The following is a 26,378-nucleotide window of genomic DNA, read 5'->3' as shown; positions in this document are numbered from 1 at the left end:
CATGAATCATCACCCTCTGCCTCTGACCCGCGATCTGGTTCTGATCGGAGGGGGGCACACGCATGCGCTGGTGTTGCGAAAGTGGGGAATGAAACCTCTGCCTGGCGCGCGTGTGACCGTCATCAACCCCGGCCCCACCGCGCCTTATTCCGGCATGTTGCCGGGCTTTGTGGCTGGCCATTATGCGCGTGAAGAACTGGATATCGATCTGGTTCGACTGGCTCAATTCGCGGGCGCGCGCGTTGTTCTGGGGCGGGTCCAAGGGATCGACCTCCAACAGCGCCTGGTGCACGTCACCGACCGACTGCCCGTGGCTTTCGACGTTGCTTCCGTGAATGTTGGGATCACCTCTGACATGCCTTCTCTGCGCGGTTTTGCAAAGCACGCGGTTCCGGCCAAACCATTGGGACCCTTCGCAGCCAAATGGGCAGCGTATCTTGACGGAAAAGGTTCCGCACAGGTCGCAATAATCGGCGGGGGCGTTGCGGGTGTAGAATTGGCGCTGGCTATGACGCACGCCTTGCGCAAAAAGGGCCGCGCTTGCAGCGTGACGCTGATCGACAATGCGACGGCTTTGTCCGCAATCGGTCCAAAGGCCGCGGCGACGCTTCGCAAGGCGATGCACGATTTGGGCGTCGACCTGATCGAAAATGCCACCATCGTAGCGGTCGAGTCAGATCACGTAGAACTTGGAGACGGCCGCAAGATTCCGGCAGAGTTCGTGACCGGGGCTGCAGGTGCCCGTCCCTATGATTGGATCGCTGAGACGGGATTGGATCTCGATGATGGTTTCATCAAGGTGGACGCCCGGTTGCAATCCAGCGATCCAGCGATCTTTGCCGCAGGAGATTGCGCGCACCTGTCAGATAACCCGCGCCCGAAGGCAGGTGTCTATGCCGTGCGCGAAGCGCCCATTCTGTTCGACAATCTGTGCGCGGCACTGGGGGCTGGCAAAATGCGGCGCTACACGCCGCAAAAGGATTATTTGAAACTCATCTCACTGGGTGGAAAGTCTGCTCTTGCGGAACGTTTGGGAACCTCATTCAGCGGGCCTTTAATGTGGCGGTGGAAAAACCACATCGACCAAAACTTCATGAACAGGTTCCGGCACTTGCCGCAGATGCGTGCGGCCCCGCGGCCAGCACGCCATGCGGCGGGCCTGGACGAGGCGCTGGGTGAAAAACCCATGTGCGGCGGTTGCGGTGCCAAAGTCGGGCACGGTGCATTGCACGCCGCCCTAAAGAGCCTGCCTGCACCCGTGCGCCAAGATGTGACCCCCCTGCCTGGTGACGACGCGGCGCTGTTGACCACCGGCGACGTGCGGCAGGTCATGACTTCGGATCACCTGCGCAGTGTGACACAAGACCCTGTACTGATGGCCCGCATCGCCGCCGTTCATGCGCTGGGCGACATTTGGGCGATGGGTGCACAGCCGCAGGCGGCGACGGCAACGATCATTCTGCCGAGGATGAGCGTCGATCTCCAGCGCCGGACAATGGTTGAAATCATGTCTGCTGCAAGCGAAGTCATCCGTGATGCCGGGGCCGAAATCGTCGGCGGCCACAGCTCTATGGGCGATGAGATGACCATTGGGTTCACGCTGACCGGTCTTTGCGACGCCGAACCGATCTCTTTGGGTGGCGCACGCCCCGGTGACGCGCTGATCCTGACCAAGCCTCTGGGAAGCGGGGTGCTGATGTCTGCAGCCATGTCAGGTCAAGGCAAGGGCAATTGGATCGCCGATGCGCTCGCCGAGATGGCTCACCCACAGGGCGAAGCCTCGCGCATTCTTGTTGGGGCGCATGCGATGACAGACGTAACCGGGTTTGGCCTGGCCGGGCATCTTGCCGGAATGTGCAAGGCCTCGGACTGCGGAGCCATCATCGACCTGAACACTGTTCCGGTGATGAAGGGCGCTCAGGCGTTGAGTACGATGGGCGTGAGGTCCACGATTTTCGACGAAAATCGTATCATCGCTCCGGAGCTGCCGACCGGCGGCAAGGCAGACCTGTTGTTCGACCCCCAGACAGCCGGAGGCCTGCTTGCGGCTGTAGGCGTAAACCAGGCGCAGAACCTCTGCGCCCAGCTGCGACAAGCTGGGTACCCAGCTTGTTTGATCGGGTATGTCTCGGACACGCCCGGATTGCGCCTTCAAAGCTGATCCAAAACCGCTTCGATCTGTTGCGCCACGGCGCGCAGTCCCGTTTCGTCCAAAACAGTCGCATTGATCCGGGCGATCACTTCGACATTTCGGGCTCTGCTGGATTTGGTGTAGGCGGGGTCATAGTGCTGCTCAATCAAGGCACGGGTCAGACCGGCCTTGTCCCCCGCATCGATCAGAGCCAACCATGTATCCACGATCTGGTGGCCCCTGTGAAACCGCAACGGCGACAGGCGATCCCGCAGCCGATCGCTATCGGACAGGATGTCGTCATAGGCAGACACCAGATAGTCGGCGCGTGCCTCAAGTGACGCGTCAATCCTTATTCTCTGCGCATCAGTCATGGCGGACCAAAGCGAGGGCGGCAGGATAACGGTGCCAATCTTCGAAGATTCAGCCTCGACCACTACCGGGCGCAACGGGTCAAAACCGCACAGAACCGCTGCCAGACGGGACTCGAATGCCTTCTGCGACGGCTGCCCACCAGACATCTCTCCCAGCAATGACCCCCGGTGGTTGGCCAGACCTTCAAGGTCAAGCACCTGAACGCTCCGGGCACGCAAATGCGCCAGCACCTCGGTCTTTGCGGTGCCGGTATAGCCGTCCAACGCGATAAAACGATATGGAAGTTTGGTATCGTACAGATAGCTGTTCACCAACCTCCGATATGAGCGATATCCGCCCTCGACAACTTCGGCTCTCCAGCCAATCTGTTGCAGCATCCATGCAAACGACCCCGACCTCTGACCACCGCGCCAACAATAGACCAGAGGCCGCCACGCACCTTCGTGATGGGCCAAGCTGTTCTCGATATGACTGGCCGCGTTGCGAAACACCAGGGCTGCACCCAGTTTCCGTGCCAGAAACGGGCTCTGCTGCACATAAATTGTGCCCACACGCGCGCGTTCGTTATTGTCGAGGACCGGCAAATTAATCGCCCCCGGCAGGTGATCCTCGGCGAATTCGGCAGGGCTGCGCACGTCGATCACCGTGTCGAATCCGTGCGCGTTCAGCTGAGGTAGGCTGGTGAATTTCTGGGCCATGTCAACGATCTATCCTGCGCGGAGCCAATTTGAAAGACTGCAGCTCAGGCTGGTATCGGCTCAATCAAACCCGACCCGCTGGCGCGGTTTGAGTTTACTGCTGGGTCTACCCTGTGGAATTTCAGAACGTCTTCGGGTCCCGGCTGCATAAGGCGGGCCGCTCCCTTTCCGGATTCCCCCAACCAAAGCGGCCAGTCATCAGGTTCCAGTATCAGTGGCATGCGGTGGTGAATGGCGCCGAGGCATGCGTTGGCTTGTGTCGTGACAATCGCGCATGTTCCCTGCTGCGATCCATCTGGCCCCCAATTCTGCCAGACGCCAGCAAACGCAATGACCGCCCCGTCACGCCGGTGAATGTACCAGGGCAGGCGTTTTGCATCCTTCGTCTTCGTCCATTCAAAAAAGCCCGTCGCCACGATCAGGCATCGCCTCTCCCGACACGCCGAGCGGAATGCGGGCTTTTCGGCCAGCGTCTCAGCCCGCGCGTTGATCAGCAGCGGGCCATCGGTTTTGGACTTGTACCAGTGCGGCAGAAACCCCCAGCGCAGCCCATCTAGCCTGCGGCCTCCTTCATCGGATCTGATGACATGCACCTGATTTGTCGGACAGACGTTATAGTTCGGCACCTCGGGCAAAGCATTTGCCGGGCGTGCCGAGAACAGCTGCGCCATGGCGTCATTTGGAAGAGTGATTGCAAACCGTCCGCACATCGGTAATGAACCATCATTGGCTGTTTTTCTCAGGCACAGGATCATACACACCCGCATGGCACAGCAAACAGCGAAATCCCTCAAGAACAAGGCACTGTTCGACCTGGAGGCGGGAAAATTGCCGCAAGCGCTGAAAAAGGCGCAGCAAGGGATCAAGAAGTTCCCCAAAGACCCAGATTACCACGCCATCGCCGGGTTTGTCCTGACCGAGTTAGAGCAATATCGCAAGTCCATTCCCCATTTTGCGGAAGCGGCGCGCATGAAGCCCAGCGATCCGCAGTTTGCAGAAAACCTGGCCAATGCGCTGATGCAGACCGGCCAAATCCTGCGCGCCTTGACTTATGCCGAACAGAAGCTGGAACAATTTCCCAACAACAAGGAACTGGTCCGCGTCACGGACGAAATCCAGCTTAAAGGCAATAACTGGCGCAGCATTGTCGAACACGCCAGCGAAAGGTTGAAGAAGTCGCCGGATGATGCGGTTTTGTTGGCCACGCGGTCGCGCGCATATGGTCGGATCGGCTTTGAAGAGCAGGGTTTCGCGGATATCCAGCGCGCATACGAGATTGCCCCGGAAAACAATGCCGTGGCCTTTCAAATGGCCATCGCGCTGCACTTTCGAAACGACCGGGACGGTTGCATGAAAATCGTCAACGAAATACTGGCGCGCGCGCCTGACCACGCGACCAGCCTGCTCCAACTGTCCGCAATGGTGGATAAAGATCAGGCGGCGGAATTGATTCCGCAGGTTGAGGCCGCGATCGCTGCCAGCAACCATGTTTTGTCCGAGTTGGAGTTTGCCAAGGCCTATCTTCTTTCGCGCCGCGACGGTCTTGATGCGGCCATGCCGCAATTCGCCCGCGCCAATGCGGCGCAGCACCAGATCAACCCCTATGACCCAAGTGAACACGAAAACCGACTGGCCCGGGTCAGCAGCATATTCCAGCCCGAGTCACCGATGTTCGAATCCGGCGCTGCACAGGAACCCTGCCCCATTTTCGTGATCGGTCAGCCGCGTTCTGGCACGACGCTGATGGAGATGATGCTCAGCGCGCTGCCCCAAGTTGAAGGCTTTGGCGAACTGTCCTTGGCATCCGACCTGGCCTATCCCTACACGGATGAGGGAGAGCGTTTCGATGACAAGGCAGCACAAGCCATTGCCGAAGGGTATCGGGCGCAAATACCGACGCTAGCCTCGGACGTTGCGGCCTTTGTCGACAAGATGCCGCACAATTATCGCAACGTCGGCTTTTTGCTGGCCGCCTTCCCGAATGCGAAAATCATCAACATGCTGCGCGACCCACGCGATGTCGGGCTGTCGAAATGGATCGTTCGCTTTCCAGCCGTGGGGCTGCGGTATGCCTCCAACCTCGAGGCGATTGCGCATTCCGCCAACCTGTACCGCCGATACATGACCCATTGGGATAGGGTCTTCCCCGGTCGCGTTTTGACCGTTTCATACGAGGATCTGGTCTCGGACCCGCAGACATACAGCCGGCAGGTGGCCGACTATTGTGGGTTGGATTGGAGCGAGCAGATGCTTCACCCGGAGGACAATACCAAACACGTCCGGACGGCCAGTGTCGATCAGGTACGCAGCAAGATTTCGACAGGATCAATCGGGAAATGGCGCAGCGTCGCTCAGCACCTTACCCCTCTTCTGGACGGCCTGGACCCGGATTTGTGGCCCGAATACGATTTCGGGTAATCAACGAGACCGTCACGCAAAAGGCCGCCCAATGGGGCGGCCTTTGTCGTTTCGCAGAACACTTACTTCTGCTTGATGCGTCCATCCACATAGGGCTGATACGGTGCATTCTCGGCCAGATACTCTGCCGTCACATCGGCCAGATCGGGTCCGAAATCATAGGCATTTTTGTCGTCACCTGCGAACATCCTGTAGCCATCGCCGCCGTTGCGCACATAGTTGTTTGTGACCACAAGATAGGTCGCTGCCGGATCAATCGGCTCAAACCCACCGTCCTTGGCAACCATCACCTCTGTGATGCGACCTTCGTTCGGTGCAACCGACGGGTCCCAGGTGAAGGTCATGCCTGCAACTTGCGGGAAGCGGCCCTTGACCTCTTCGACTTGGCTTACTCCGTTTTCCAGCGCATCGATTACGCCCTGCCCGCTGATCTCAAAGGTCGATAGCGTGTTCTGGAACGGCAGCACGGTCAGCACCTCGCCCATCGTCACCTCACCCGGATCGATCGAGGCGCGCAACCCGCCCGAGTTGGCGATGGCGATCTGAGCGCCCTGATCGGCGACCCGCGCCAGCATGGCGTCGGCCACCAGATTGCCCATCTCGCATTCCTGCACACGACAAACGGCCCGGTCCCCTTCGATCGAAGCAGCCGAATCGGCAACCACCTGCTTTTTCATTTCTTCGATCGGCGCGCCCATCTCGGCCACGCGGGCCGCAATATCCGCGTTTGGCTCAATCGAAGCATCCAGCAAGATCGGCTCACCCTCGGCGGAAATCAGATTGCCATCATCGTCGAATGTAAGCGTGACCTCACCCAGATATTTGGAGTAGGCATAGGCCTGAACGACCGGCACATCTCCGACCATTGTCGGATAGGCACCGGCTGCATCCTCATTCGTGTTGGACAGCAATGTGTGTGAGTGTCCACCGATCACCAGATCAAGGCCCGGTACTTTCTCGGCAATCTCAAGGTCTTTCGCCAGACCAACGTGGTTCAGTGCGATGATGATATTCACGCCCTCGGATTGCAGCGCTTCGACATCCGCAGTCAGGCTTTCGATTTCATCGAGAAAAACAACGTCTTCGCCCGGGCTGGACGTGTCGACCGTGTCCGTCGCAAGCGCCGAGATAATACCGATCTTTTGCCCCCCAACCTCAAGGACGACATGGTTTTCCACCTTGTCTTTAAGCTCTGTTGAAGATGACAGATCCAGATTGCCCGAAATCACCGGAAAACTGACCGCATCGATGAACGCGGCAAGGCCCGCGGGACCATCGTCAAATTCGTGGTTGCCGACCGCCATCACGTCATACCCGATGGCTTCCATGAACTCGGCCTCGGCCGCGCCTTTATAGGTCGTGTAGAACAAGGACCCCTGAAACGGATCGCCCGCGTCCAGCAAAAGAACGTTTTGATCAGCCAATTCGCCGCGCTTGGTATCGACCAGGGTTTTCAGGCGGGCAACACCGCCGAAACACTTGCCTTCGGCTTCACCTTCGGCGTCGCAGGTCGAGTCGTACTTGTTGATCGATTCAATCCGGCTGTGAAGGTCATTTGTGTGAAGGATAGTCAGTTTGTATTCGGCAGCTGCCATGCCTGCGGTCAGGCCCAGAACAGCGACCGAAGCCAGGAAACGGGTGAACATTATTAAACTCCCTGTTGTTGTTTGCGGCGATGGTGCGCTGTGCCGTGCAAAGAGTCAAAGGGGGAAATCCGGCTTGATTCTAACCGTCACGCGGGGCATCACGACCACATGCTGATTTATAAGATATTCCGAGCTGATGAGTGGGCGGCGCTGCAGGCAAATGGCGCAACAGAAGGCGCTCCGATAGATGTGGCGGACGGCTATGTTCACTTTTCGACCGCTGAACAGGTCGCCGAAACTGCTTCCAAGCATTTTGCTGGCGTCGACGGCCTGACGCTGCTGGCGTGCGATGCCGACGCCATGGGTGATCACCTGAAGTGGGAGGTATCACGGGGCGGAGCGCTGTTTCCGCATCTCTACCGCCAGCTTCGGATGACCGATTTGCTGTGGTCGCGCGCCCTGCCCTTCGATGGTAAATCCCACCAATTTCCGAAAGAGATAGAATGACTGCCTTCATCGACCCCGAGCGCGCCCAATTCGAGGCCTTCAAAAACCTCGACCGGGACCATCCCATCGAGATGCTGAACTTGGTGAAGTTCCGCCCCCTTGCCGCCTACCCGACCGATCATGAACTGGCCGGTGCGGGGATCACTGGCGCGCAGGCATACCGCAATTATGGTGCCGAGACTGCGCCGATCATCGCGCGAATAGGTGCGTCGATCCTCTGGCGTGGTGCATTTCAGACCACGCTGGTCGGTCCGCAGGACGAAGAATGGGACACCGTTTTCATCGCCCGCTATCCGACCGCACACGCGTTTTTGCAGATGGTCACGGACCCGGTATACCAGAAAGCTGTCGTGCACAGGCAGGCAGCCGTGGAAACCTCGCGCCTGATCCGCTGTAGGGCAACAGACGGCGGAAAAAAATTCGGATGAACCTGACTGAGAAACTGGGGCTTGCCGCGCTGCACAGGATCGACCCCGAAACCGCCCATGGACTGTCGATCAAGGCGCTGAAAGCCGGACTTGCGCCTGCGCCTGGGCCGGTTACGTCTCACCGCCTGCGCACGAATGTCGCCGGTCTGGACCTGCCGAACCCGGTCGGGCTTGCCGCCGGGTTCGACAAGAATGCAGAGGTTCTGACCCCGCTGTCGCGCGCAGGATTTGGCTTTGTCGAGGTCGGCGCGGTCACCCCGCGCCCGCAGCCCGGCAACCCCAGGCCCCGGCTTTTTCGCCTGACCGAAGATAAAGCGGCCATCAATCGTTTTGGTTTCAACAACGATGGCATGGAGATGATGGCCCGCCGCCTCGCTGTGCGTCCCAAAAACGCGGTGATCGGCCTGAACCTCGGCGCAAACAAGGACAGCCGTGACCGCCCTGGCGACTTTGCCAAAGTGCTGGCCCATTGCGCGGCGAACCTGGACTTTGCCACGGTCAATGTGTCATCGCCAAACACCGAGAAACTGCGTGATTTGCAGGGCAAGGCAGCGCTCAGCGCCTTGCTGAGCGGCGTCATCGAAACCCGTAACGCTCTGCTGCGTCCCTTGCCGATTTTCCTGAAGATCGCACCTGATCTGTCAGAGGCAGAGTTGCAGGACATTGCGGAAGTCGCGCAGGACACCGGCGTGGATGCGGTGATTGCAACCAACACCACCTTGTCCCGCGACGGTTTGCGCAGCGCCCAAAAATCCGAAGCAGGAGGCCTGTCCGGCGCGCCGTTGTTTGAAAAATCGACGCGCGTTCTGGCGCGTCTCAGCCGATTGACCCAAGGCCAGATTCCGCTGATAGGAGTCGGGGGGATCAGTTCGGCAGAACAGGCTTATGCCAAGATCTGCGCCGGGGCGTCTGCTGTGCAGTTCTATACCGCGATGGTCTACGGCGGCCTTTCCCTTGCCGCCCAGATCGCGCATGGATTGGACACATTGCTTGAACGCGACGGCTTCGCATCCGTCGCTGAGGCTGTTGGCAGCAAACGAGAGGATTGGCTGTGATTGAGTACTGGCACAATCCGCGTTGTTCGAAATCTCGTGCGGGCCTGGCGCTGCTGGAAGAGAACGGCGCGCAGATCGGCGTTCGCAAATACCTCGAAGCCGCGCCAACGGAACACGAAATCCGTGCGGTGCTTGGTTTGCTTGGGGTGGCTCCAATCGAAATGATGCGGACCGGTGAAAAGCGGTTCAAAGAACTTGGTTTGTCCAGAACCAGCCGTGATGATGACCTGATCCGCGCCATGACCCAGAACCCGATTCTGATTGAGCGGCCACTCGCCATCGCCGGTGACAAGGCCGCCATCGGACGCCCAATCGAAAATTTGCTGGCTTTGCTCTAGGCCACTTGTGCCTCAAGCCTGGGATAGCGCCAGGCCATCGTGACCCCGCGCGCCGTGTTCAAGGCCATTAGCGCCGCCCACAGACCGTGATTGCCCATCGTTGGCACCAGAACGAACAATGCCAGGATATAAATCGCGACGGACTGAACCATCGCGTTGCGCATCGCGCGGGTCCATGTAGCACCGATGTAAATGCCATCGAACATCCAACTGGCTACTCCGATCACTGGCGCGAGCGCGGCCCAGATAAGAAACTCTCGCGCGGTAATCCGCACGTCGGACGAAGTCGACATCAGATCGATCAGACTCGGGCCGACAAAGTAAAAGACTGCTCCCAACAGGATCGCTCCGCCAACGCCCCATTGCGACGCCATGACTGACGCCCGCCGGACCCTAAGCCTGTCGCGCGCGCCAACGGCACCACCGACGAGTGCCTCGGCGGAAAAGGCGAAACCGTCCAACGCAAAAGCCGTGATTTCAAGGAATTGCAGCAACACCTGATTGGCGGCCAGATTCACGTCACCCAGATCCGAACCAACAAAGAGAAAGGTCGTGAAAGCTCCGGTCAGAAGCACCGAACGCACCATGATGTCGCCGTTGACCTGCATCATCCGGCGCAGACGGGCAGCATCAAATATCCGTGGCCAGTCGCGCCACTGATTGCCTGCGAAGGCGGCGCCGCACAGCCACAGACCCAATGCCAGTCCTGTCCATTCGGCGATCAGCGTGGCAGTTGCAACGCCTTCGACCCCCCAACCGAGGCCAAGAACGAACCAAAGGTCCAGCAGAATGTTCAACCCATTCATCCAGATTTGAAGAAGGAAAACGCCCCGAGTGCGTTCGATGGCGATTAGCCAACCAGTCACCGCATAAAGCGCAATCGTCGCCGGAGCGCCCCAGATTCGGATTTCCAGATAAGTCCGCGTCAGCGACTCCACCTCGGGGCTTGCAGGCGAAAGCGCGAATGCCCCCCAAAAAACCGGGATTTGAACAAGGATGAAAAACAGCCCGGCCGCGCCCCCTAACAACAAGCCGCGCATAAGCAGCGCGCCGGTTTCAGCGGTATCCCCAGCTCCGCGGGCCTGCGCAGCCAGGCCGGTCGTCCCCATGCGCAGAAACCCGAAAATCCAATAGATCGCCGAGAGAATAACCGCACCCATACCCACTGCGCCGATGGGGGCCGCCTGCCCCAGTTGGCCCACGACACCGGTGTCCACGGCCCCGAGGATTGGCACCGTCGCATTCGACAAAACAATCGGCACCGCAATCTTCAACACGCGGCGATGCGTGATCGGCGCCGAGGTTTGGGACATGTTCAGGCCGGTGTTTCGGGATACTGAGGCATCAGAAAGTGCCCAGCGGCCTGCGCATAAAGTTTGGCATGATTATCCTGCCAAGCTTCGACCCGAACCGAGGCATAACGTCGTCCCGATCGGCTGATGAAAGCACGCGCGTAGGCATCGCGCGGCAGGCCCGAACGCAGATAGTCGACTGTAAAGTCGATTGTCTTGGGAAATCTGATCTTTTTGTCAGTTAGAATATTGTTCGCATCAATCACACCGCTTTCGATCTGGGGAAACATATATTCCCAGCTCAGGGTTATTACGGCGGTCACTTCCAGAAAGGCCGCTGTAACGCCTCCATGCAGGGCTGGCAGAAACGGGTTTCCGATCAGCTTTTCCTCGAAATTCAGAACACCAGTAAGTTCGTCTCCGCGACGGTCAAATCCGATGTTCAGAAACTGGATATAAGGCACACCTTCAATCAGCGCGTTCAGCGCGGCATCGCGACGTTGTTTGACGACTTGCGCGGGTTCAGGACGGGGACGCACCATTTATTGACCCTCGACCGTGAATGATCCTGACGCCGTCGCTACCGGGCGGTCCGGATCGTCATCCATCGCGGTTGCCCGCACAAATGCAACGTTTCGCGTGATGTGATAGCAGGTGGCGCGGGTCCGGATCGTCTGTCCGGGCGTGGCCACGCGCATGTAATCGATCCTAAGATCTATCGTGGCCGTCCCCCCTGGCGCCGAGGGGTGGCTCATGACCGCAGCGCCGCAACATGTGTCCATCATGGCCGACACTGCGCCGCCGTGAATAACCCCTGTTCGGGGATCCCCAATAAGGTGATCACTATAGGGCATCGAAATCTCGGCCTCTCCCTCGCCGATGTGGGTCAGGTTCAACCCAAGGGCCTTGGCGTGGGGAATCGCCTCGATGAACTGACGTGCCAATACTGTTTTGTCGATCATACCCGAAATTCCCATCCTGTGCCGCGCCCTTTATGGTCTTGCGATGCAACAAAGGGCAAGCCTGCCTGTTGCGCTTGACGACGCAACACCATAATCTGCCTACAAGGAGATCAGGAATGTCCGACAACCGTTTGTCATTCAAAGAGATGTGCGCCGAGTTCGATGTAACCCCGCGCACCCTGCGCTACTATGAATACATTGAATTGCTGCAGCCTGATCGCGAAGGGCGGTCCCGGTTTTACGGCCCTCGGGAATGTGCACGCATGACCCTGATCATGCGCGGACGCAAATACGGCTTTCCGCTGGAAGACATTCGTCAGTGGCTTTTGATTTACGAAGACAAAGGGAATCAGGCGCAGATGAAGACCTTCGTCGATATGGCCGATCAGCAACTGGTTGAGCTGAACAATCAAAAACAGCAACTGGACGATGCGATCGACGCTTTGCAGCAGATGCGCGACCAGACGGCGAAATCCCTGACCTGACTCGGGTAACCTCTGCCTTAACCTGTGGATTCCAGGCCAAATCACCCGGGGTTTGGCACGACGATGATGTTTGCGCTCACTTTCTTTCGTTGCGTCATTATTGAAATTCCCGCGAACACCATCTTGACGCGAACGGATGCTACGTCAACTTAGGTTGTGACGCAGCGTTCGGATTAACTGAACGGCATCTCCGTGCTGTAAGGGTGCACCGACTGCACCTCGGATCACGACAGAAGCCGGTAACAAAGGTTTAGAAACGATGAACGAAGAAGTAATGACCATTCGCGAAATGTGTGAGACCTACGACGTCACACCTCGCACCCTGCGGTTCTACGAAGCCAAAGAGCTTTTGTTCCCGATCCGCGAAGGTCAAAAGCGTCTGTTCACCAAACGGGACCGGGCGCGCCTCAAGCTCATCTTGCGCGGCAAGCGTTTCGGTTTCAGCCTTGAAGAGATTCGGCAGCTGTTGGATTTGTACCATGTCGGTGACCAGCAACTGACCCAGATGACCCGCACGTTCGAGATTGCGAGTGAGCGTCTGGCCGATATGGAAGCCCGTCGAGAAGAGCTGACACAGGCGATTAACGATCTGAAAGAGCAGATGCGTTGGGGCGAAAAAGTTATCGCGTCAATGAAAAATGAAAAGAAAGCCGCCGAATAGGTCAGGCGGTCCCCCGAACATTTGATTAAATGGGAGCTTGTAATGCCCGTCTACACTGCGCCAACCAAAGATATGCAGTTCATTCTGCACGAAGTCCTCAATGTTTCCGGATCGGACATCCCCGGATATGATGAGTTGGAGGCCGATTTCACCGGTGCCGTCCTGGAAGAAGCCGGCAAGATTGCCAGCAACGTCCTGCACCCGCTGAACGTGGTCGGCGACACCGAAGGTGTGCGCCACGAAAACGGCGTTGTCTATACGCCAACAGGTTTCAAAGACGCGTTCGAGCAAATGAAAGAAGGCGGCTGGACCGGTCTTGACATGCCCGAGGAATTCGGCGGCCAGAACATGCCTTACGTGATCGGCAGCGCGGTTGGCGAGTTTTTCCAATCAGCGAACCAGGCTTTCACCATGTATCAGGGCCTGACCCACGGTGCGGCCTCGGCGATCCTGGCGCACGGCTCGGACGAGCAGAAGGCCAAGTACCTGCCCAACATGGTCAGCTGCGAATGGACCGGCACCATGAACCTGACCGAACCGCATTGCGGCACCGATTTGGGGCTGATGCGCACCAAGGCGGAACCGCAGGACGACGGCAGCTATAAGGTTTCGGGTCAGAAGATCTTTATCTCGGCTGGTGATCACGACATGGCCGACAACATCATTCACCTGGTTTTGGCCAAAATCCCCGGCGGCCCCGAGGGCATCAAGGGCGTATCGCTGTTCATCGTGCCCAAGTTCATGGTCAACGAAGACGGCTCGCTGGGCGAACGCAACGGCGTCTCGGTCGGCAAAGTCGAAGAGAAAATGGGCATCCACGGCAACTCGACCTGTGTGATGAATTATGACGAGGCGACAGGTTACCTGCTAGGCGACCTGCACAAAGGCATGCGCGCAATGTTCACCATGATGAACGAAGCGCGTCTGGGTGTGGGCATGCAGGGTCTGGCGCAGGCCGAAGCCGCGTATCAGAATGCTGTTGAATATGCCAAGGACCGCCTGCAGGGTCGCGCTGTGACCGGCGTGGAAAACCCCGAAGGTCCGGCTGATCCGCTGATCGTCCACCCCGATATCCGCCGCAACCTGATGGACCAGAAAAGCTTTACTGAGGGCGCGCGCGCGTTTGCGCTGTGGGGCGCGACGCTGATCGACCAGGCCCACCGCTCACACGATGCGGATGCAGACGGGCTGATTTCATTGCTTACACCGGTCATCAAAGGGTTCCTGACCGATCAGGGCTATGACATGACCGTTCAGGCGCAACAGGTCTATGGGGGCCACGGCTACATCGAAGAATGGGGCATGTCGCAATACACCCGCGATGCCCGGATCGCGATGATCTACGAAGGTGCAAACGGCGTTCAGGCGCTGGACCTTGTGGGCCGGAAACTGGCCACCGATGGCGGCAAGCACGTGATGGCCTTCTTTGAGATCGTCAAAAGCTTCTGCAAAGACAACGCCGGTCAGAACGAAGAGTTTGACAAAGCGTTCATCGAACCGCTCAAGTCTGCATCCAAAGACCTGCAGGCTGCCGGCATGTACTTCATGCAGAGTGGCGCGAAGAACCCCAACCACGCACTGGCCGGTTCGAACGACTTCATGCACATGTTCGGCCATGTCTGCCTGGGTCTGGTCTGGGCGCAAATGGGCAAAGCAGCCTATGCGGCCCTTGAAGGTGGAGCCTCGGATACCGAGTTCTACAAGACCAAGATTGCCACCGGCCAGTACTATATGGCGCGACGCCTGCCTGCGACCGCGATGCACCTGGCGCGCATCCAGACCGGTGCCGACACTGTCATGGCTCTGGAGGCGGCAAGCTTCTGATCTCAAACCGGTTCCGGGCTCATCGCCTGGAACCGGACTTTCCCTGAGGAACGACATGCCGAAACGATTTCGCCTGACCCGACGCTTCCCGACCGCCATGACAGAGGACGGTTATCGAAAACTCAAAGCGTTCGCGCGTGAAGCTGGATTGGATGAAGGTGAAGCACTGTCGTTTCTGTTTGAAAACTTCAACAGCGTCATAAACGAGGAGAACCTCATACACAGGCTGCGCATCTTCAACTCGGAGCTAGATGCCAGAAAACGCTGAACCGGTGTCTTTTTTATAAGCAGAACAAAGGGGGCAAAATCCCCACAAAAACACGGTTCTTTTTGCTCAAAACACACGGCTGGAAAACAGTCACGAACGCCCGGGGAGGGGTATTACCATGACGATCAAACTGTATTGTTTCGGTGTCAGCGGAAACTCTTATAAGGCAGCGCTGGCGCTAGAGCTGTCCGGGTTGGATTGGGAACCCGTCGAAGTCGACTTTTTCAAAGGCGAAACCCGGACACCCGAATACCGCGCTGACGTCAACGCCATGGGCGAGGCTCCGGTGCTTGTAGACGGTGATTTCCGCACCAGTCAATCGGGCGCAATTCAGGCCTATGTGACCGAGAAAAGCGGCAAGTTCGGCGGCAACACCCATGAAGAGAAATACGAAGTTCTGCGTTGGGTGCTGTGGGACAACCACAAACTTAGCTCGATGGCGGGCATGACCCGGTTTTTGATCAATTTCCTGCCGGAAGAGCATCGCAACGCAGATGTAATTGCGTTCAATCAGGGCCGACTAAAGGCGGCCTACCAAATTCTCAATGCACATTTGGAAGACCGCGAGTGGATCGTCGGAAACGGCGTGACCAACGCCGATCTCAGCTGCTGCGGATACCTGTATTATCCTGAGCCCTTTGGCTTTGACCGGGCCGAGTGGCCCCATATCGACAAATGGCTAACCCGACTGTCTGAACAGCCGGGTTGGCAACACCCCTATGACCTGATGCCCGGCAAAGCGCCGGATCGAGCTTAAGGAGAGCATAATGACCGAAGCTTACATCTATGACGCCCTGCGCACACCGCGCGGCAAGGGCCGCAAGGATGGCAGTCTGCACGAGGTGACCTCGGTGCGCCTGTCGGCCGTGGCCCTGAACGCGCTGAAAGAGCGTAACAATCTGGAAGGCCACGCCGTCGAAGACGTGATCTGGGGCAATGCCACACAGGTCATGGAACAAGGTGGGTGCCTGGCACGCACGGCTGTTCTGGCGTCGGACTTGGACGAACGGATCCCCGGTCTGGCGATCAACCGCTTTTGCGCCTCTGGCATGGAGGCCGTGAACTTGGCCGCCAACCAAGTCAAGGGCGGTGCCGGTGACGGCTATATCGCGGGCGGCGTCGAGATGATGGGTCGCGTGGCCATGGGCTCGGACGGGGCGGCCATTGCCGTTGATCCGTCGCTGGCGATGGACACCTATTTCGTGCCGCAGGGTATTTCGTCGGACATCATCGCAACCGAGTATGGCTTTAGCCGCGAACAAGCCGACCAACTGGCGATGGAATCCCAGCGTCGTGCGGCACAGGCATGGGAAGAAAACCGGTTCGAAAAGTCGGTGATCTCGGTAAAGGACCAGAATGGCCTGACAATTCTGGACCGTGACGAATACATGCGCCCCGGCACCGACATGCAAAGCCTCGGCAGCCTGAACCCTGCTTTCCAGATGATGGGTGAGCAGATGCCCGGCTTTGACAAAGTTGCGATGCTGAAATACCCGCATCTGGAAAAGATCAACCACATCCACCATGCGGGCAACAGCTCGGGGATCGTGGACGGTGCGGCGGCTGTTCTGATTGGGAACAAGGAATTTGGTGAAAAGCACGGGCTGAAACCACGTGCGCGCATCAAAGGTACCGCCAAGATCGGTCTGGACCCGACCATCATGCTGACAGGTCCTGTACCCGTCACCGAGAAAATCCTGGCCGATACCGGCATGGCGATTTCGGACTTGGACCTGTTTGAGGTCAACGAAGCCTTTGCCTCGGTCGTGCTGCGCTTCCAGCAGGCGTTTGATGTCGACCCCGAGTTGGTCAACGTCAATGGCGGCTCGATCGCCATGGGTCACCCGCTGGGCGCAACCGGTGCGATCATCATCGGCACCTTGCTGGACGAGCTGGAGCGTCAGGACAAGGAAACCGGTCTGGCGACTCTGTGTGTGGCATCCGGCATGGGCGCGGCCACGATCATCGAGCGGGTCTGATGCCCAAGCTGGATCTCTCTCAGATCCCGTTTCAGGGCGGCTCGTCCTATCCCGGCAAACTGGCCGAAGCGACCGCAGGTCGCTTCGTTCAGCGACTGGGCGATGCGGGCGGGCTGACCCAGTACGGGGTCAACATCGTGCGTCTTGAACCGCATGGCTTGTCCTCGCTGCGCCATTACCACATGGAGCAGGACGAGTTCGCAATCATGCTGACCGGCACCTGTGTGTTGATCGACGACGATGGAGAGCACGAGATGCAGCCCGGCGATTGCGCGGCATGGCCCGCAGGTGAAGCCAACGGCCACCACCTTGTGAACAAAACCGATGCGCCCGCGACCTTTCTGGTGGTGGGCACGCGAACCCCGACCGAGACCGGCTATTACAGCGATATCGACATGATGGTGAAGGATGACGAGAGCGGATTTGCCTTCACCCGCAAAGACGGCAGCCCCCTGACGGCTGACCAGATTGGAGACGACGGATGACCGAGTTTACTCTGACCAAAGACGCCGATGGCGTCGCAACTATCACCTGGGATGTACCCGGAAAATCAATGAACGTGATGTCCTTTGACGGGCTGACGCAACTGAACGATAGCATCGATCAGGCGCTGGCAGATGATGAGGTCAAAGGCATCATCATCACCTCAGGCAAAGAGGGTTCGTTTGCCGGTGGCATGGATCTGAACCTGCTGGCCGTGATGAAGGAAGAGGCCGGTGACGAGCCCGCCAAAGGCCTGTTCGAAGGCACGATGAAAATCCACGCCCTGCTGCGCAAGATCGAACTGGCGGGCATGGATTTCAAAACCAAAAAGGGCGGCAAACCGATTGCAGCCGTTCTGCCCGGCACCGCCGCGGGTATCGGCATGGAACTGCCCCTGTCGACCCACCGCATCTTTGCCGGCGAGAACCCCAAGGCAAAATACGGCCTGCCCGAGATCATGGTCGGCATCTTCCCCGGAGCGGGCGGCACCACGCGCATGGTTCGCAAAGTCGGCGCGATTGCCGCGGCTCCGTTGCTGCTGGAAGGCAAGATGCTGGACGTCAAGAAGGCCAAGGGCGCGGGTTACATCGACGAGATCGCGGCTGACCCGATGGCCGCCGCGAAAGAGTGGGTTCTAAACGCCAAGGAAACCGACCTGGTCAAACCGTGGGACGCGAAAGGCTACAAAATGCCCGGTGGCGCGCCCTACAGCCCTGCAGGATTCCCGAATTTCGTCGGCGCCTCGGCCATGGTGCATGGCAAAACCCAAGGCGCCTTCCCGGCCGCCAAGGCTCTGCTGAGCGCGGTCTACGAAGGCGCGCTGGTCGATTTCGACACCGCCATCCGCATCGAGGCGCGCTGGTTCACTACCGTGCTGATGAACCCTTCGTCTGGTGCCATGATCCGCTCATTGTTCCTGAACAAGGAAGCTCTGGACAAAGGTGCTGTGCGTCCCGCCGGTATCCCCGATCAGTCGGTCAAGAAGATCGGCGTTCTGGGCGCGGGTATGATGGGTGCCGGTATCGCTCTGGTCTCGGCGCAGGCCGGCATGGAGGTTGTTTTGATCGACCGTGATCAGGCCGCCGCCGACAAAGGTAAAGCCTACACCGAGGCCTATCTGGACAAGGGTATGAAGCGCGGCAAAGTCACCGAAGACAAGAAAGCCGCCATGCTGGGCCGGATCACTGCGACCCCAGATGTGGAACAGCTGAAAGGCTGTGACTTGATCATCGAGGCTGTGTTCGAGGATGTCGGCGTCAAGGCCGAGATGACCAAAAAGGTCGAAGCGATCATCCCCGAGGATTGCATCTTTGCCTCGAACACCTCGACCTTGCCGATCACCGATCTGGCCAAGGCAAGCGTGCGCCCCGAACAGTTCATCGGCATCCACTTCTTCTCGCCGGTCGAAAAGATGTTCCTGGTCGAGATCATCAAGGGCAAGGAAACCGGCGCGCGCGCAGTTGCCAAGGCGCTGGACTATGTGCGCCAGATCCGCAAGACGCCGATTGTGGTCAATGACGCGCGGTTCTTCTACTGCAACCGCTGCATCATCCCCTACCTGAACGAAGGCGCGCGGATGGTGACCGAGGGCGTCAGCCCCGTGCTGATCGACAACGCCGCCCGTCAACTGGGCTTCCCGGTAGGGCCGATTACCTTGACCGATGAAACCTCGATTGATCTGGGTGCCAAGATTGCCCGCGCGACAAAAGCCGCAATGGGGGATGCCTATCCCGAAAGCGCCGCCGACGATCTAATTTTCTGGATGGAAGAACAAGGCCGTCTGGGCCGTAAATCCAAGGCTGGCTTCTTTGACTATGACGAAAAGGGCAAGCGTCAAGGGTTCTGGCAAGGGCTGCAGGACAAATATCCGCGTGCCGAAGACCAGCCGGATCTGATCGAAGTTCAGGAACGCCTGATGTTTGCACAGGTTCTGGAATCAGTTCGTGCTCTGGAAGAAGGCGTTGTGGAAGACATCCGCGAAGCCGATGTGGGCGCAATCCTGGCTTGGGGTTTTGCCCCCTGGTCCGGTGGCCCGCTCAGCTGGCTCGACATCATCGGTGCAGCCTACGCGGCCGAGCGGTGTGATCAACTTGCCGCGCAATACGGTGACCGTTTTGCCTGCCCGCCGCTGTTGCGTGAGATGGCCGACAAAGGTCAGACATTCTATGGCCGCTTCGCCCCGCAGGCAGCCGCAGCCTGATCCAAAAAGAGCAGGCGCGTAGATCCACGCGCCTGCTTCGTTTTCTTGAGAATTGTTAGCCCTGTCCCAGGGCTATGAATATAAAGCCGAGAGTGTGGGCCGCCCCGGTCTTCCGGGCCGCCGAACGCCAATATTTGGACGGATCGGGACAACCGGTTCAGGCAAGGTTGGTGCGGGCAGAGCAACCGCGGGGCTCACAAACGCGGAAACTTCGGCCTGTTGAACAGCGGCTTGCACGTCGGCGTCTGCATGATCGGACCCGACAACTTTGTATCCAGGCTCGGAACGTGCGTGCGACGCGGGCACCCTGCCTGCCGCGCAATATGCCTGAAAGCCGCCTTCGATAAAGACGACCTCATCATTGTCGAAGAACAGGGAAACAACGTCGAAACTCTGCGCCGGGGCACTGGACGTGATCCCACTCATTCCGCTGAGCATTCGCGCCGGTACGATCGCCAAGTCACCGTCCCGCCCCAGGTTTGAGGCTTTGACCGCCACGCCTTGTTCGGGCATCAGCCAAACCGGGTGCCCATTGTTGGCGACACGCGCTGATACCAGCACCGGCAGATGCCCCGGACGCGTTTCACCAACCGGCACAGTAATCTGATCAACACATACCCGCCGAATGGCCTGAAACCCGTTATCCGCAGTTCGCACCAGATCACCCGATCTCAGCCGTTCTGCTAATGTCCACCCACCCGTGGTCGCAACTTTGGTTCCATAAAAAAGCCCACCCCGGCAAGCCGGTACCGAAGTCGCGGCCAAATTTATTCGATCACCTTCGGCGTTATGCGAAAAACCAGAAACACTCACTAAATTCAACACGTGCCGCACCCCCTTTTTGGCACCTTCAGACAGACAGAAGGATTAGGCTTTTTTGCCTCATTTCGCCTCATCTTTGCCATATTTGCAGCTTGATTGCGCCGATTTCGCCATATTTAGAGCGCTTTTTCCAAACAAAGCAGGTGGTTTGCATGGCTTTTACCTCAAATTGGAAACATCAGGTCCAACTCACAGCAACGGGCTAGGTTGATTCTGCAGCCGTCGCGGCCCGCTCAACAGGTTTGCGCGGCGCGAAGTCCACATGTTAAGACAGAGCAAAAGAATACCGAGCAGCATTGAACCATGACGGCACTCAAACAGTATCAGCGGATCGAGGCCACTGGCCTGTGGCGCCCTTCACCCGATGACCAGCGGCGTGAGGTTGTGGTTTCTATCGGCGAGGCGACACTTACGATTTCGGATTTCAATGATCGAGCGCTGACTCATTGGTCGCTGGCCGCTGTTGAACGCCAGAATCCGGGCGCGTTCCCGGCGACCTACAATCCGGACGGTGATCCCGGCGAAACACTTGAGCTTGCCGAATCCGAGACAACCATGGTCGAAGCCATCGACAAGTTGCAGCGCGCGATCGAACGATCTCGGCCCCACCCAGGTCGTCTGCGCTGGGCCAGCGTTGGCGGCGTTGTTGTGGCAGTGCTGGCTCTACTTTTGTTTTGGCTGCCCAACGCCCTTCAGCGCCACGTGGTCGCCGTTGTCCCCGATATCAAACGGCAGGAAATCGGTGAAGCCGTGCTTCGCCGTATCGAGCGGGTTTCGGGCAAGGCGTGTGCATCGGATGAGGCTCAGGAGTCGCTTGACCGTCTGGCCCGGCGCACCGGTGTCCGGCAGGTTGTCATTCTTCCGGCGGGCGTTCCGGATAGCCTCAGCCTGCCTGGCAACACTGTTTTGCTGAATCGGGCACTGGTCGAAGATCATGAAGACCCTGCCGTGGCCGCTGGATACGTCATCGCGGCACGCGCGCGGGCAGAAAGCCAGGACCCCCTGGATGACTTACTGGACCGAACCGGCCCGACGGCTGCATTCCGATTGCTGACAACCGGGGGCCTCACCTCGGAAATCGTCGACGCCTATACCGAGGAAGTGTTGGCGACCCCACAACGTAAGCTCACCGACGAAGAGCTTTTGGCAGTGTTTGCGCAAGCCGCCCTGCCCTCAACGCCCTATGCCTACGCGCGTGACGTGACCGGAGAAACCGTCATTGGCTTGATCGAAGCCGACCCGATGGCCGGTCGCACGCTGGAACAAGTGCTGCCGGACCGCGACTGGGTCCGGCTGCAAAACATTTGCGGCGGTTAGCCTCGGCTACTTTGTTCCGAACATCCGGTCTCCGGCATCGCCCAGACCCGGCATGATATAGCCTTTGGAGTTCAGTTCCCGGTCCAGAGACGCCGTCACGATATGAACATCCGGATGTGCCTCTTTCATGCGCGCCACGCCCTCGGGGGCGGCCAGCAGGCACAGGAACCGGATATCGGTGGCACCGGCCTCTTTCAGCAAATCAATCGCAGCAGCCGAGCTGTTGCCGGTGGCCAGCATCGGGTCCACGGCAATGACCAAACGGTCCTTCAGCCCTTCGGGTGCTTTGAAATAATACTGTACGGGCTTCAGCGTTTCTTCGTCCCGGTAGAGCCCCACAAAGCCGACGCGAGCGGACGGAACCAATTCTAGCACCCCGTCCAACATCCCGTTGCCTGCGCGCAGGATCGACACAAGCGCAAGTTTCTTGCCTGCCAGAATCGGGGCGTCCATCTCCTCCATCGGGGTTTCGATATGGCGGGTGGTCAGTTTCAATTCACGCGTGACCTCATAGGCCAGCAACAGCGTGATTTCGCGCAGCAACTGCCGGAAGGACGCGGTGGATGTGCCCTTGTCCCGCATGAGCGTCAGTTTGTGCTGCACCAGCGGGTGGTCAACGACGGTCAGGTGTTCGCTCATGTTTTCTCCAGTCTTGTCTTGACCCGCGCGCGGGTCTCTTCATCGCAAAAAGCCGCGTTCAGGGCGTTTTCGTTCAGCGCCGCAAAATCCTCGGCGTCCCAGCCGAAGGCCTGGGCCAACATCTCATATTCGCGCCGCATTGTGGTGTGGAAAAACGGCGGATCATCGGTCGAGACGGTGACTTTGACGCCCGCGTCACGCAGTTTGGCGATCGGATGGGATGCAAAATCCGGAAACAGGCCGAGGACCACATTCGAACCCGGACAGACCTCAAGCGTTATCTCCCGGTCCACGACCTCGCGGATCAGGTCGGGGTCTTCAATAGCGCGCACGCCGTGGCCCACGCGTTCAACGTCGAGATCACGGATCGCGTCGCGTACACTTTCTGGCCCGCCAAATTCGCCAGCATGGGTCGTCAGGCGCAACCCGGCCTCACGGGCGCAGTCAAAGGCCCATTTGTAATCTCCCTGAGACCCTGTGGCTTCGTTGCCGCCCATGCCAAAGCCGGTGATCCAGCTTCCGGCGGTTTCCGCTGCGCAAAACGCGCTGCGCTTGGCCTGTTCGGGGCCAAAGTGGCGGACGCAAGTGACGACCCCGCGCAATGTGATATCGAATTTGCGCTCAGCCTCATCCGCCGCGTCCTGAATGGCCGTCAGGTAATCACGCCAGGCGTGCAGATCGCCGCCGCCGCAGAAATCCGGGCTGAGGAAGGTTTCTGAATAAACAACGCCGTTTGCAGCGCTTTCTTCAAGGATCGCCAGTGTCAGCCGACGAAAATCCTCGGGCGTCTTCAGAACTTCGCAGGCGGCTTCGTAGACGCTGAGAAAATGCGCGAAATCGCGGAAGTCATAGCTGCCGTCTGATTTGAATATCCCACTCAGGTCGATCTTTTTTTCATGCGCCAGTTGTCGGATGAAGGCGGGCGGGGCCGCCCCTTCGTGGTGCAGGTGCAATTCGATCTTGGGAAGGTCTGCGACACTCATAGGAAACTCCGCCCCGGCCCTTGCGCCGGGATGTTCAGGTGATGGGCGATACTGGCCGCAACATCGGCAAAATTGACCGCGCCGATCTGGCCCGTGCCCTGCCCTGCGATCAGAACGGGCACTTGTTCGCGCGTGTGGTCAGTGCCGATCCAGCTGGGATCGTTGCCATGGTCGGCGGTCAGCAGCATCAGGTCTCCGGGCTGCAGACGCGCTATGAGTGCACCGATCTCACGGTCGAACCATTCCAGCGCGCGGGCATAACCGCTGATATCACGACGGTGGCCGTAAAGGCTGTCGAACTCTACGAAATTGGCGAAGGTCAGGCTGCCATCTTCGGCTTCGTCAACAAGATCAGAAAGGTGCCGCATCAGCTCGGCGTCCGAGCCTTTGCGCAGCGTGTCGATCCCCTGCATCGAGAAGATGTCACCGATCTTGCCCACCGCATGAACGCGCCGCCCGGCATCCTGCGCCCAGTTGGTCAAAACCGGCGCGGGCGGCAGGATGGCGAAATCCTTACGGTTCGTGGTGCGGGTAAACCCTTCTTCCGGTGTTCCCACGAAGGGTCGAGCAATGACGCGACCCACTTTCATGTCGTGCAAGCGCGGTGCCAACGTTCGGCACATGTCCAGTAAGCGGTCCAGACCAAAGCTCTCTTCGTGAGCTGCGATCTGGAAAACACTGTCGGCGGACGTGTAGCAGATCGGCCAGCCGGAGCGCATATGCTCGGCCCCCAGCTCCGCGATGATCGCGGTGCCGGAGGCGTGGCAATCACCCAGAATGCCATCGGTTCCGGCGGCCTCGGCAGCGGCCCGGCTGAGGTTGGTGGGGAAAGATGGGGTCCTGTCAGGAAAATAATGCCAGTCCCAAGGCACCGGCAAACCAGCCAGTTCCCAATGCCCCGACGGCGTGTCCTTGCCCGGCGAATGTTCCCGCGCGCAGCCCCACAGGCCGGTGGTTTCTCCCTCCAGCCCCGGCGTTTCCGCGCCCGAGGCCAGACGGGTTGCAGCGCCCAGCCCCAGCGCGTCCAGATTGGGCAGGTGCAGCGGACCTGAACGGCCATCCTCGGCCCGTCCCTCGGCACAGGCCTGCGCGATATGAGCCAGCGTGTTTGCACCGGTATCGGGCACCCCGCCGTTGAAGAACTGGTCCGCGTCCGGTGCCCCGCCGATACCGACCGAATCCATCACCACCAAAAAAGCACGGCTCACGGGGTGATCCTTTCATGCACGATGCCCGGCAATGAAGGGCTTTCGGGTGCAATCCTCACAGCGCGCAACACCGTCTGAGCAGCCTGCTGCGCGGCGTCTTCACGGGCAGCGTGGATCACCGCCAGCGGCGCTCCCTTTTCGACCTTGGTCCCCAGCCGCGCGATATCGGAAATGCCCACGGCGGGATCGATCACGTCATCCTCAACTTGCCGCCCGCCGCCCAGCGCGACGACCGAAAGGCCCAAGGCCTCACCGTCCATTTCAGCGACATAGCCGGCCTCTGGGGCGGGAACCTCAAGAATGACGCTCGCTTCGGGCAAGTAGCGTGACCAGTTCTCGACAAAGTGCAGCGGAGCACCCACCGCGGCTAACATGCGACCAAACCGTTCAGCCGCCCGCCCGTCCCGGATGACATCAGCCAGTTTTTTGCGGCCTTCGTCGATGGTCGGATAAACCCCGGCATCGGCCAGCAAAACACCGCCCAACTCGGCGGATATCTCAGCTAACGGCGCGGCGTGCCCTTCGGTCAGAACCTTCATGACCTCACAGATTTCCAGCGCATTGCCCAGCGCAGGGGCCAGAGGCTGATTCATATCGGTAATCACGGCCGAGGTGCGACACCCAGCGGCGTTTGCGGTTTCGGTAAGGGCCTGCGCCAGCTTTCGCGCATCTTCATGCGTTTTCATGAAAGCACCGCTACCGACTTTGACATCCAGCACCAAAGCATCCGGACTGGCGGCCAGTTTCTTGGAGAGGATCGAGGCGGTGATCAGGTCAAGACTTTCGACCGTCGCCGTCACATCCCGGATCGCATAAAGGCGCTTGTCCGCAGGTGCGATCTGCCCTGTAGCCCCAACAATGGCCGCTCCTGTTTCGCGCAGAATCTGCGCCAGACGGTCCTGCCCGATCTGCGTGGTAACGCCGGGAATGGCCTCAAGCTTATCCAGCGTGCCGCCTGTGTGGCCCAACCCGCGGCCTGAAATCATGGGCACAAAGGCCCCAAGCTCGGCCAGTGCAGGGGCCAACACAAGGCTGACGCTGTCACCCACCCCGCCGGTCGAGTGTTTGTCGATCACCGGTCCGTCCACGCCCCATGTCAGAACGTCGCCGCTGTCGCGCATCGCAACCGTCAGATCCGCGCGACCTCGCGCGCCCAGACCACCCATGCAAACGGCCATCGCAAAAGCCCCGGCCTGCGCATCACTGACGCCGCCATCGGCCAAACCTTGCGCGAACCAGGTCAGTTCATCCGCAGTCGGGACGTCATTCCGACGCAGTTTGGCAATGATTGAGCGGGCGTCCATGTCTCACTCCATATGTGAGGCGCCGAAAGCCCCCGGCAGCAGATCGCCGATGGTGGTCTCTGTCTCGGTCCCGTCGAGCGACGCCAGCGTGACCTTGACCTCGCGCTTGCCAAATTCCGCCAGTTTCTGACGGCAGCCCCCGCAGGGCGGAACGGGCTGAGCGGACGAGGCGACCACATAGACCTCGGTCAGTTCCTGCTCTCCTGCGGCGACCATGGCGGCAATCGCCCCGGCCTCGGCGCAGGTGCCTTCGGGATAGGCAACGTTTTCGACGTTGCACCCGCCATAAACCGTTCCGCTTGCGGATCGAACCGCCGCACCAACTTTGAAATTCGAATAGGGCGCATAGGCGTTTTCGCGGACTAAGAGGGCTGCGTCTTTCAGGCTCATGGCGATTCCCCAATTTTTGATCATC

Annotated in this window: 27 protein-coding genes; 15 read left to right on the top strand and 12 right to left on the bottom strand. The window is 59.1% G+C overall.

The features are described from left to right. Position 1: 1 nt before the first annotated feature. Positions 2–2,161 carry a selenide, water dikinase SelD gene (selD, locus tag ACR0CR_RS07105; protein WP_480597878.1) on the top strand — a complete coding sequence of 720 codons (2,160 nt, stop codon included), beginning with the start codon at positions 2–4 and terminating at the stop codon, positions 2,159–2,161. Here selD and mnmH read toward each other — a convergent pair. Both mnmH and ACR0CR_RS07095 read right to left on the bottom strand, forming a co-directional pair. Continuing rightward, complete coding sequence (mnmH, locus tag ACR0CR_RS07100) at positions 2,152–3,204, bottom strand: tRNA 2-selenouridine(34) synthase MnmH (RefSeq protein WP_480597876.1); 1,053 nt, start codon at positions 3,202–3,204, stop codon at positions 2,152–2,154. The genes selD and mnmH overlap by 10 nt on opposite strands. Positions 3,205–3,248: 44 nt before the next feature. Beyond that, positions 3,249–3,914 carry an SOS response-associated peptidase gene (locus ACR0CR_RS07095; RefSeq protein WP_480598237.1) on the bottom strand — a complete coding sequence of 222 codons (666 nt, stop codon included), beginning with the start codon at positions 3,912–3,914 and terminating at the stop codon, positions 3,249–3,251. Positions 3,915–3,969: 55 nt separating this feature from the next. Here ACR0CR_RS07095 and ACR0CR_RS07090 point away from each other — a divergent pair, with 55 nt between their 5' ends. Further along, complete coding sequence (locus tag ACR0CR_RS07090) at positions 3,970–5,622, top strand: tetratricopeptide repeat-containing sulfotransferase family protein (RefSeq protein ID WP_480597875.1); 1,653 nt, start codon at positions 3,970–3,972, stop codon at positions 5,620–5,622. 62 nt (positions 5,623–5,684) lie between these two features. Here ACR0CR_RS07090 and ACR0CR_RS07085 read toward each other — a convergent pair whose 3' ends face one another. After that, positions 5,685–7,268: a bifunctional metallophosphatase/5'-nucleotidase gene (locus tag ACR0CR_RS07085; protein ID WP_480597873.1), complete on the bottom strand. Its 1,584-nt coding sequence runs from the start codon at positions 7,266–7,268 to the stop codon at positions 5,685–5,687. Positions 7,269–7,376: 108 nt separating this feature from the next. Between ACR0CR_RS07085 and ACR0CR_RS07080 the strand changes: the two genes are divergently transcribed. The 4 genes from ACR0CR_RS07080 to arsC are packed head-to-tail and all read left to right on the top strand — an operon-like array spanning position 7,377 to position 9,536. After that, positions 7,377–7,715, top strand: coding sequence for a DUF952 domain-containing protein (locus tag ACR0CR_RS07080; RefSeq protein WP_480597872.1), 339 nt, complete (start codon positions 7,377–7,379; stop codon positions 7,713–7,715). Next, complete coding sequence (locus ACR0CR_RS07075; protein ID WP_480597871.1) at positions 7,712–8,143, top strand: DUF1330 domain-containing protein; 432 nt, start codon at positions 7,712–7,714, stop codon at positions 8,141–8,143. Before ACR0CR_RS07080 ends, ACR0CR_RS07075 begins: the two co-directional genes overlap by 4 nt. Next, complete coding sequence (locus ACR0CR_RS07070; RefSeq protein WP_480597870.1) at positions 8,140–9,198, top strand: quinone-dependent dihydroorotate dehydrogenase; 1,059 nt, start codon at positions 8,140–8,142, stop codon at positions 9,196–9,198. Before ACR0CR_RS07075 ends, ACR0CR_RS07070 begins: the two co-directional genes overlap by 4 nt. Further along, positions 9,195–9,536 carry an arsenate reductase (glutaredoxin) gene (arsC, locus tag ACR0CR_RS07065; RefSeq protein ID WP_480597869.1) on the top strand — a complete coding sequence of 114 codons (342 nt, stop codon included), beginning with the start codon at positions 9,195–9,197 and terminating at the stop codon, positions 9,534–9,536. Before ACR0CR_RS07070 ends, arsC begins: the two co-directional genes overlap by 4 nt. Here the strand turns inward: arsC and ACR0CR_RS07060 are convergent. Genes ACR0CR_RS07060 through ACR0CR_RS07050 form a run of 3 tightly spaced genes read right to left on the bottom strand, consistent with a single transcriptional unit; the run spans position 9,533 to position 11,790 of the window. After that, the gene (locus ACR0CR_RS07060) at positions 9,533–10,849 is read right to left on the bottom strand and encodes an MATE family efflux transporter (protein WP_480597867.1); all 1,317 of its coding nucleotides are present in this window, start codon (positions 10,847–10,849) and stop codon (positions 9,533–9,535) included. The genes arsC and ACR0CR_RS07060 overlap by 4 nt on opposite strands. A gap of 2 nt (positions 10,850–10,851) precedes the next feature. Then, a complete protein-coding gene (locus ACR0CR_RS07055; protein ID WP_480597866.1) occupies positions 10,852–11,370 on the bottom strand; it encodes a PaaI family thioesterase in 519 nt (172 codons plus the stop codon). Next, positions 11,371–11,790: a PaaI family thioesterase gene (locus ACR0CR_RS07050; protein ID WP_480597865.1), complete on the bottom strand. Its 420-nt coding sequence runs from the start codon at positions 11,788–11,790 to the stop codon at positions 11,371–11,373. A gap of 116 nt (positions 11,791–11,906) precedes the next feature. Here ACR0CR_RS07050 and ACR0CR_RS07045 point away from each other — a divergent pair, with 116 nt between their 5' ends. The 8 genes from ACR0CR_RS07045 (at position 11,907) to ACR0CR_RS07010 (ending at position 19,690) form a co-directional block, all read left to right on the top strand. Further along, complete coding sequence (locus tag ACR0CR_RS07045) at positions 11,907–12,275, top strand: MerR family transcriptional regulator (protein WP_480597864.1); 369 nt, start codon at positions 11,907–11,909, stop codon at positions 12,273–12,275. Between the two features lie 259 nt (positions 12,276–12,534). After that, positions 12,535–12,936 carry a MerR family transcriptional regulator gene (locus ACR0CR_RS07040; RefSeq protein ID WP_480597863.1) on the top strand — a complete coding sequence of 134 codons (402 nt, stop codon included), beginning with the start codon at positions 12,535–12,537 and terminating at the stop codon, positions 12,934–12,936. A gap of 42 nt (positions 12,937–12,978) precedes the next feature. Next, positions 12,979–14,760: an acyl-CoA dehydrogenase C-terminal domain-containing protein gene (locus ACR0CR_RS07035; RefSeq protein WP_480597862.1), complete on the top strand. Its 1,782-nt coding sequence runs from the start codon at positions 12,979–12,981 to the stop codon at positions 14,758–14,760. A 55-nt stretch (positions 14,761–14,815) separates the two neighbouring features. Further along, the gene (locus tag ACR0CR_RS07030) at positions 14,816–15,028 is read left to right on the top strand and encodes a hypothetical protein (protein WP_480597861.1); all 213 of its coding nucleotides are present in this window, start codon (positions 14,816–14,818) and stop codon (positions 15,026–15,028) included. A gap of 118 nt (positions 15,029–15,146) precedes the next feature. Then, positions 15,147–15,785 carry a glutathione S-transferase family protein gene (locus ACR0CR_RS07025; RefSeq protein WP_480597860.1) on the top strand — a complete coding sequence of 213 codons (639 nt, stop codon included), beginning with the start codon at positions 15,147–15,149 and terminating at the stop codon, positions 15,783–15,785. 10 nt (positions 15,786–15,795) lie between these two features. Further along, positions 15,796–17,007, top strand: a complete 1,212-nt coding sequence (locus ACR0CR_RS07020; protein WP_480597859.1) for an acetyl-CoA C-acetyltransferase — start codon at positions 15,796–15,798, stop codon at positions 17,005–17,007. Then, positions 17,007–17,492 (top strand): cupin domain-containing protein, encoded by a 486-nt coding sequence (locus ACR0CR_RS07015; protein WP_480597858.1) that lies wholly within the window; start codon positions 17,007–17,009, stop codon positions 17,490–17,492. The genes ACR0CR_RS07020 and ACR0CR_RS07015 overlap by 1 nt, the downstream gene beginning before the upstream one ends. Further along, entirely contained in the window at positions 17,489–19,690 is a 2,202-nt protein-coding gene (locus tag ACR0CR_RS07010; protein WP_480597857.1) for a 3-hydroxyacyl-CoA dehydrogenase NAD-binding domain-containing protein, read from the top strand. Before ACR0CR_RS07015 ends, ACR0CR_RS07010 begins: the two co-directional genes overlap by 4 nt. 72 nt (positions 19,691–19,762) lie before the next feature. Here ACR0CR_RS07010 and ACR0CR_RS07005 read toward each other — a convergent pair whose 3' ends face one another. Further along, complete coding sequence (locus ACR0CR_RS07005) at positions 19,763–20,455, bottom strand: Hint domain-containing protein (RefSeq protein ID WP_480597856.1); 693 nt, start codon at positions 20,453–20,455, stop codon at positions 19,763–19,765. Positions 20,456–20,815: 360 nt separating this feature from the next. On the opposite strand from ACR0CR_RS07005, the gene ACR0CR_RS07000 reads away from it, so the two are divergent. Continuing rightward, a complete protein-coding gene (locus ACR0CR_RS07000) occupies positions 20,816–21,829 on the top strand; it encodes a hypothetical protein (RefSeq protein WP_480597855.1) in 1,014 nt (337 codons plus the stop codon). A 6-nt stretch (positions 21,830–21,835) separates the two neighbouring features. Here ACR0CR_RS07000 and upp read toward each other — a convergent pair whose 3' ends face one another. The 5 genes from upp to ACR0CR_RS06975 are packed head-to-tail and all read right to left on the bottom strand — an operon-like array spanning position 21,836 to position 26,353. Next, the gene (upp, locus tag ACR0CR_RS06995) at positions 21,836–22,468 is read right to left on the bottom strand and encodes a uracil phosphoribosyltransferase (RefSeq protein ID WP_170654180.1); all 633 of its coding nucleotides are present in this window, start codon (positions 22,466–22,468) and stop codon (positions 21,836–21,838) included. After that, on the bottom strand, positions 22,465–23,451 hold the full coding sequence (locus tag ACR0CR_RS06990) for an adenosine deaminase (RefSeq protein WP_480597854.1): 987 nt from the start codon (positions 23,449–23,451) through the stop codon (positions 22,465–22,467). The genes upp and ACR0CR_RS06990 overlap by 4 nt, the downstream gene beginning before the upstream one ends. Next, positions 23,448–24,659 (bottom strand): phosphopentomutase, encoded by a 1,212-nt coding sequence (locus ACR0CR_RS06985; RefSeq protein WP_480597853.1) that lies wholly within the window; start codon positions 24,657–24,659, stop codon positions 23,448–23,450. The genes ACR0CR_RS06990 and ACR0CR_RS06985 overlap by 4 nt, the downstream gene beginning before the upstream one ends. Beyond that, positions 24,656–25,963 carry a thymidine phosphorylase gene (locus ACR0CR_RS06980; RefSeq protein ID WP_480597852.1) on the bottom strand — a complete coding sequence of 436 codons (1,308 nt, stop codon included), beginning with the start codon at positions 25,961–25,963 and terminating at the stop codon, positions 24,656–24,658. The genes ACR0CR_RS06985 and ACR0CR_RS06980 overlap by 4 nt, the downstream gene beginning before the upstream one ends. A 3-nt stretch (positions 25,964–25,966) precedes the next feature. Further along, complete coding sequence (locus ACR0CR_RS06975; RefSeq protein ID WP_480597851.1) at positions 25,967–26,353, bottom strand: cytidine deaminase; 387 nt, start codon at positions 26,351–26,353, stop codon at positions 25,967–25,969. Positions 26,354–26,378 lie beyond the last annotated feature (25 nt).

This window comes from Ruegeria sp. AM2 (assembly GCF_056540685.1).
Note: the sequence above shows the minus strand (reverse complement) of the source record. Positions and strands in the feature narration are given on the sequence as shown.

Coding starts and splice junctions, on each gene's coding strand:
- ACR0CR_RS07030 (WP_480597861.1), top strand. CDS start 14,816: ATGCCGAAACGATTTCGCCTGACCCGACGCTTCCCGACCGCCATGACA.
- ACR0CR_RS07095 (WP_480598237.1), bottom strand. CDS start 3,914: ATGTGCGGACGGTTTGCAATCACTCTTCCAAATGACGCCATGGCGCAG.
- ACR0CR_RS07060 (WP_480597867.1), bottom strand. CDS start 10,849: ATGTCCCAAACCTCGGCGCCGATCACGCATCGCCGCGTGTTGAAGATT.
- ACR0CR_RS07055 (WP_480597866.1), bottom strand. CDS start 11,370: ATGGTGCGTCCCCGTCCTGAACCCGCGCAAGTCGTCAAACAACGTCGC.
- ACR0CR_RS07010 (WP_480597857.1), top strand. CDS start 17,489: ATGACCGAGTTTACTCTGACCAAAGACGCCGATGGCGTCGCAACTATC.
- ACR0CR_RS07015 (WP_480597858.1), top strand. CDS start 17,007: ATGCCCAAGCTGGATCTCTCTCAGATCCCGTTTCAGGGCGGCTCGTCC.
- ACR0CR_RS07045 (WP_480597864.1), top strand. CDS start 11,907: ATGTCCGACAACCGTTTGTCATTCAAAGAGATGTGCGCCGAGTTCGAT.
- ACR0CR_RS07000 (WP_480597855.1), top strand. CDS start 20,816: ATGACGGCACTCAAACAGTATCAGCGGATCGAGGCCACTGGCCTGTGG.
- ACR0CR_RS07090 (WP_480597875.1), top strand. CDS start 3,970: ATGGCACAGCAAACAGCGAAATCCCTCAAGAACAAGGCACTGTTCGAC.
- ACR0CR_RS07085 (WP_480597873.1), bottom strand. CDS start 7,268: ATGTTCACCCGTTTCCTGGCTTCGGTCGCTGTTCTGGGCCTGACCGCA.
- ACR0CR_RS07020 (WP_480597859.1), top strand. CDS start 15,796: ATGACCGAAGCTTACATCTATGACGCCCTGCGCACACCGCGCGGCAAG.
- ACR0CR_RS07035 (WP_480597862.1), top strand. CDS start 12,979: ATGCCCGTCTACACTGCGCCAACCAAAGATATGCAGTTCATTCTGCAC.
- ACR0CR_RS07075 (WP_480597871.1), top strand. CDS start 7,712: ATGACTGCCTTCATCGACCCCGAGCGCGCCCAATTCGAGGCCTTCAAA.
- ACR0CR_RS07070 (WP_480597870.1), top strand. CDS start 8,140: ATGAACCTGACTGAGAAACTGGGGCTTGCCGCGCTGCACAGGATCGAC.
- ACR0CR_RS06990 (WP_480597854.1), bottom strand. CDS start 23,451: ATGAGTGTCGCAGACCTTCCCAAGATCGAATTGCACCTGCACCACGAA.
- ACR0CR_RS07025 (WP_480597860.1), top strand. CDS start 15,147: ATGACGATCAAACTGTATTGTTTCGGTGTCAGCGGAAACTCTTATAAG.
- ACR0CR_RS06975 (WP_480597851.1), bottom strand. CDS start 26,353: ATGAGCCTGAAAGACGCAGCCCTCTTAGTCCGCGAAAACGCCTATGCG.
- mnmH (WP_480597876.1), bottom strand. CDS start 3,204: ATGGCCCAGAAATTCACCAGCCTACCTCAGCTGAACGCGCACGGATTC.
- ACR0CR_RS06980 (WP_480597852.1), bottom strand. CDS start 25,963: ATGGACGCCCGCTCAATCATTGCCAAACTGCGTCGGAATGACGTCCCG.
- ACR0CR_RS07050 (WP_480597865.1), bottom strand. CDS start 11,790: ATGATCGACAAAACAGTATTGGCACGTCAGTTCATCGAGGCGATTCCC.
- upp (WP_170654180.1), bottom strand. CDS start 22,468: ATGAGCGAACACCTGACCGTCGTTGACCACCCGCTGGTGCAGCACAAA.
- ACR0CR_RS07040 (WP_480597863.1), top strand. CDS start 12,535: ATGAACGAAGAAGTAATGACCATTCGCGAAATGTGTGAGACCTACGAC.
- selD (WP_480597878.1), top strand. CDS start 2: ATGAATCATCACCCTCTGCCTCTGACCCGCGATCTGGTTCTGATCGGA.
- ACR0CR_RS07080 (WP_480597872.1), top strand. CDS start 7,377: ATGCTGATTTATAAGATATTCCGAGCTGATGAGTGGGCGGCGCTGCAG.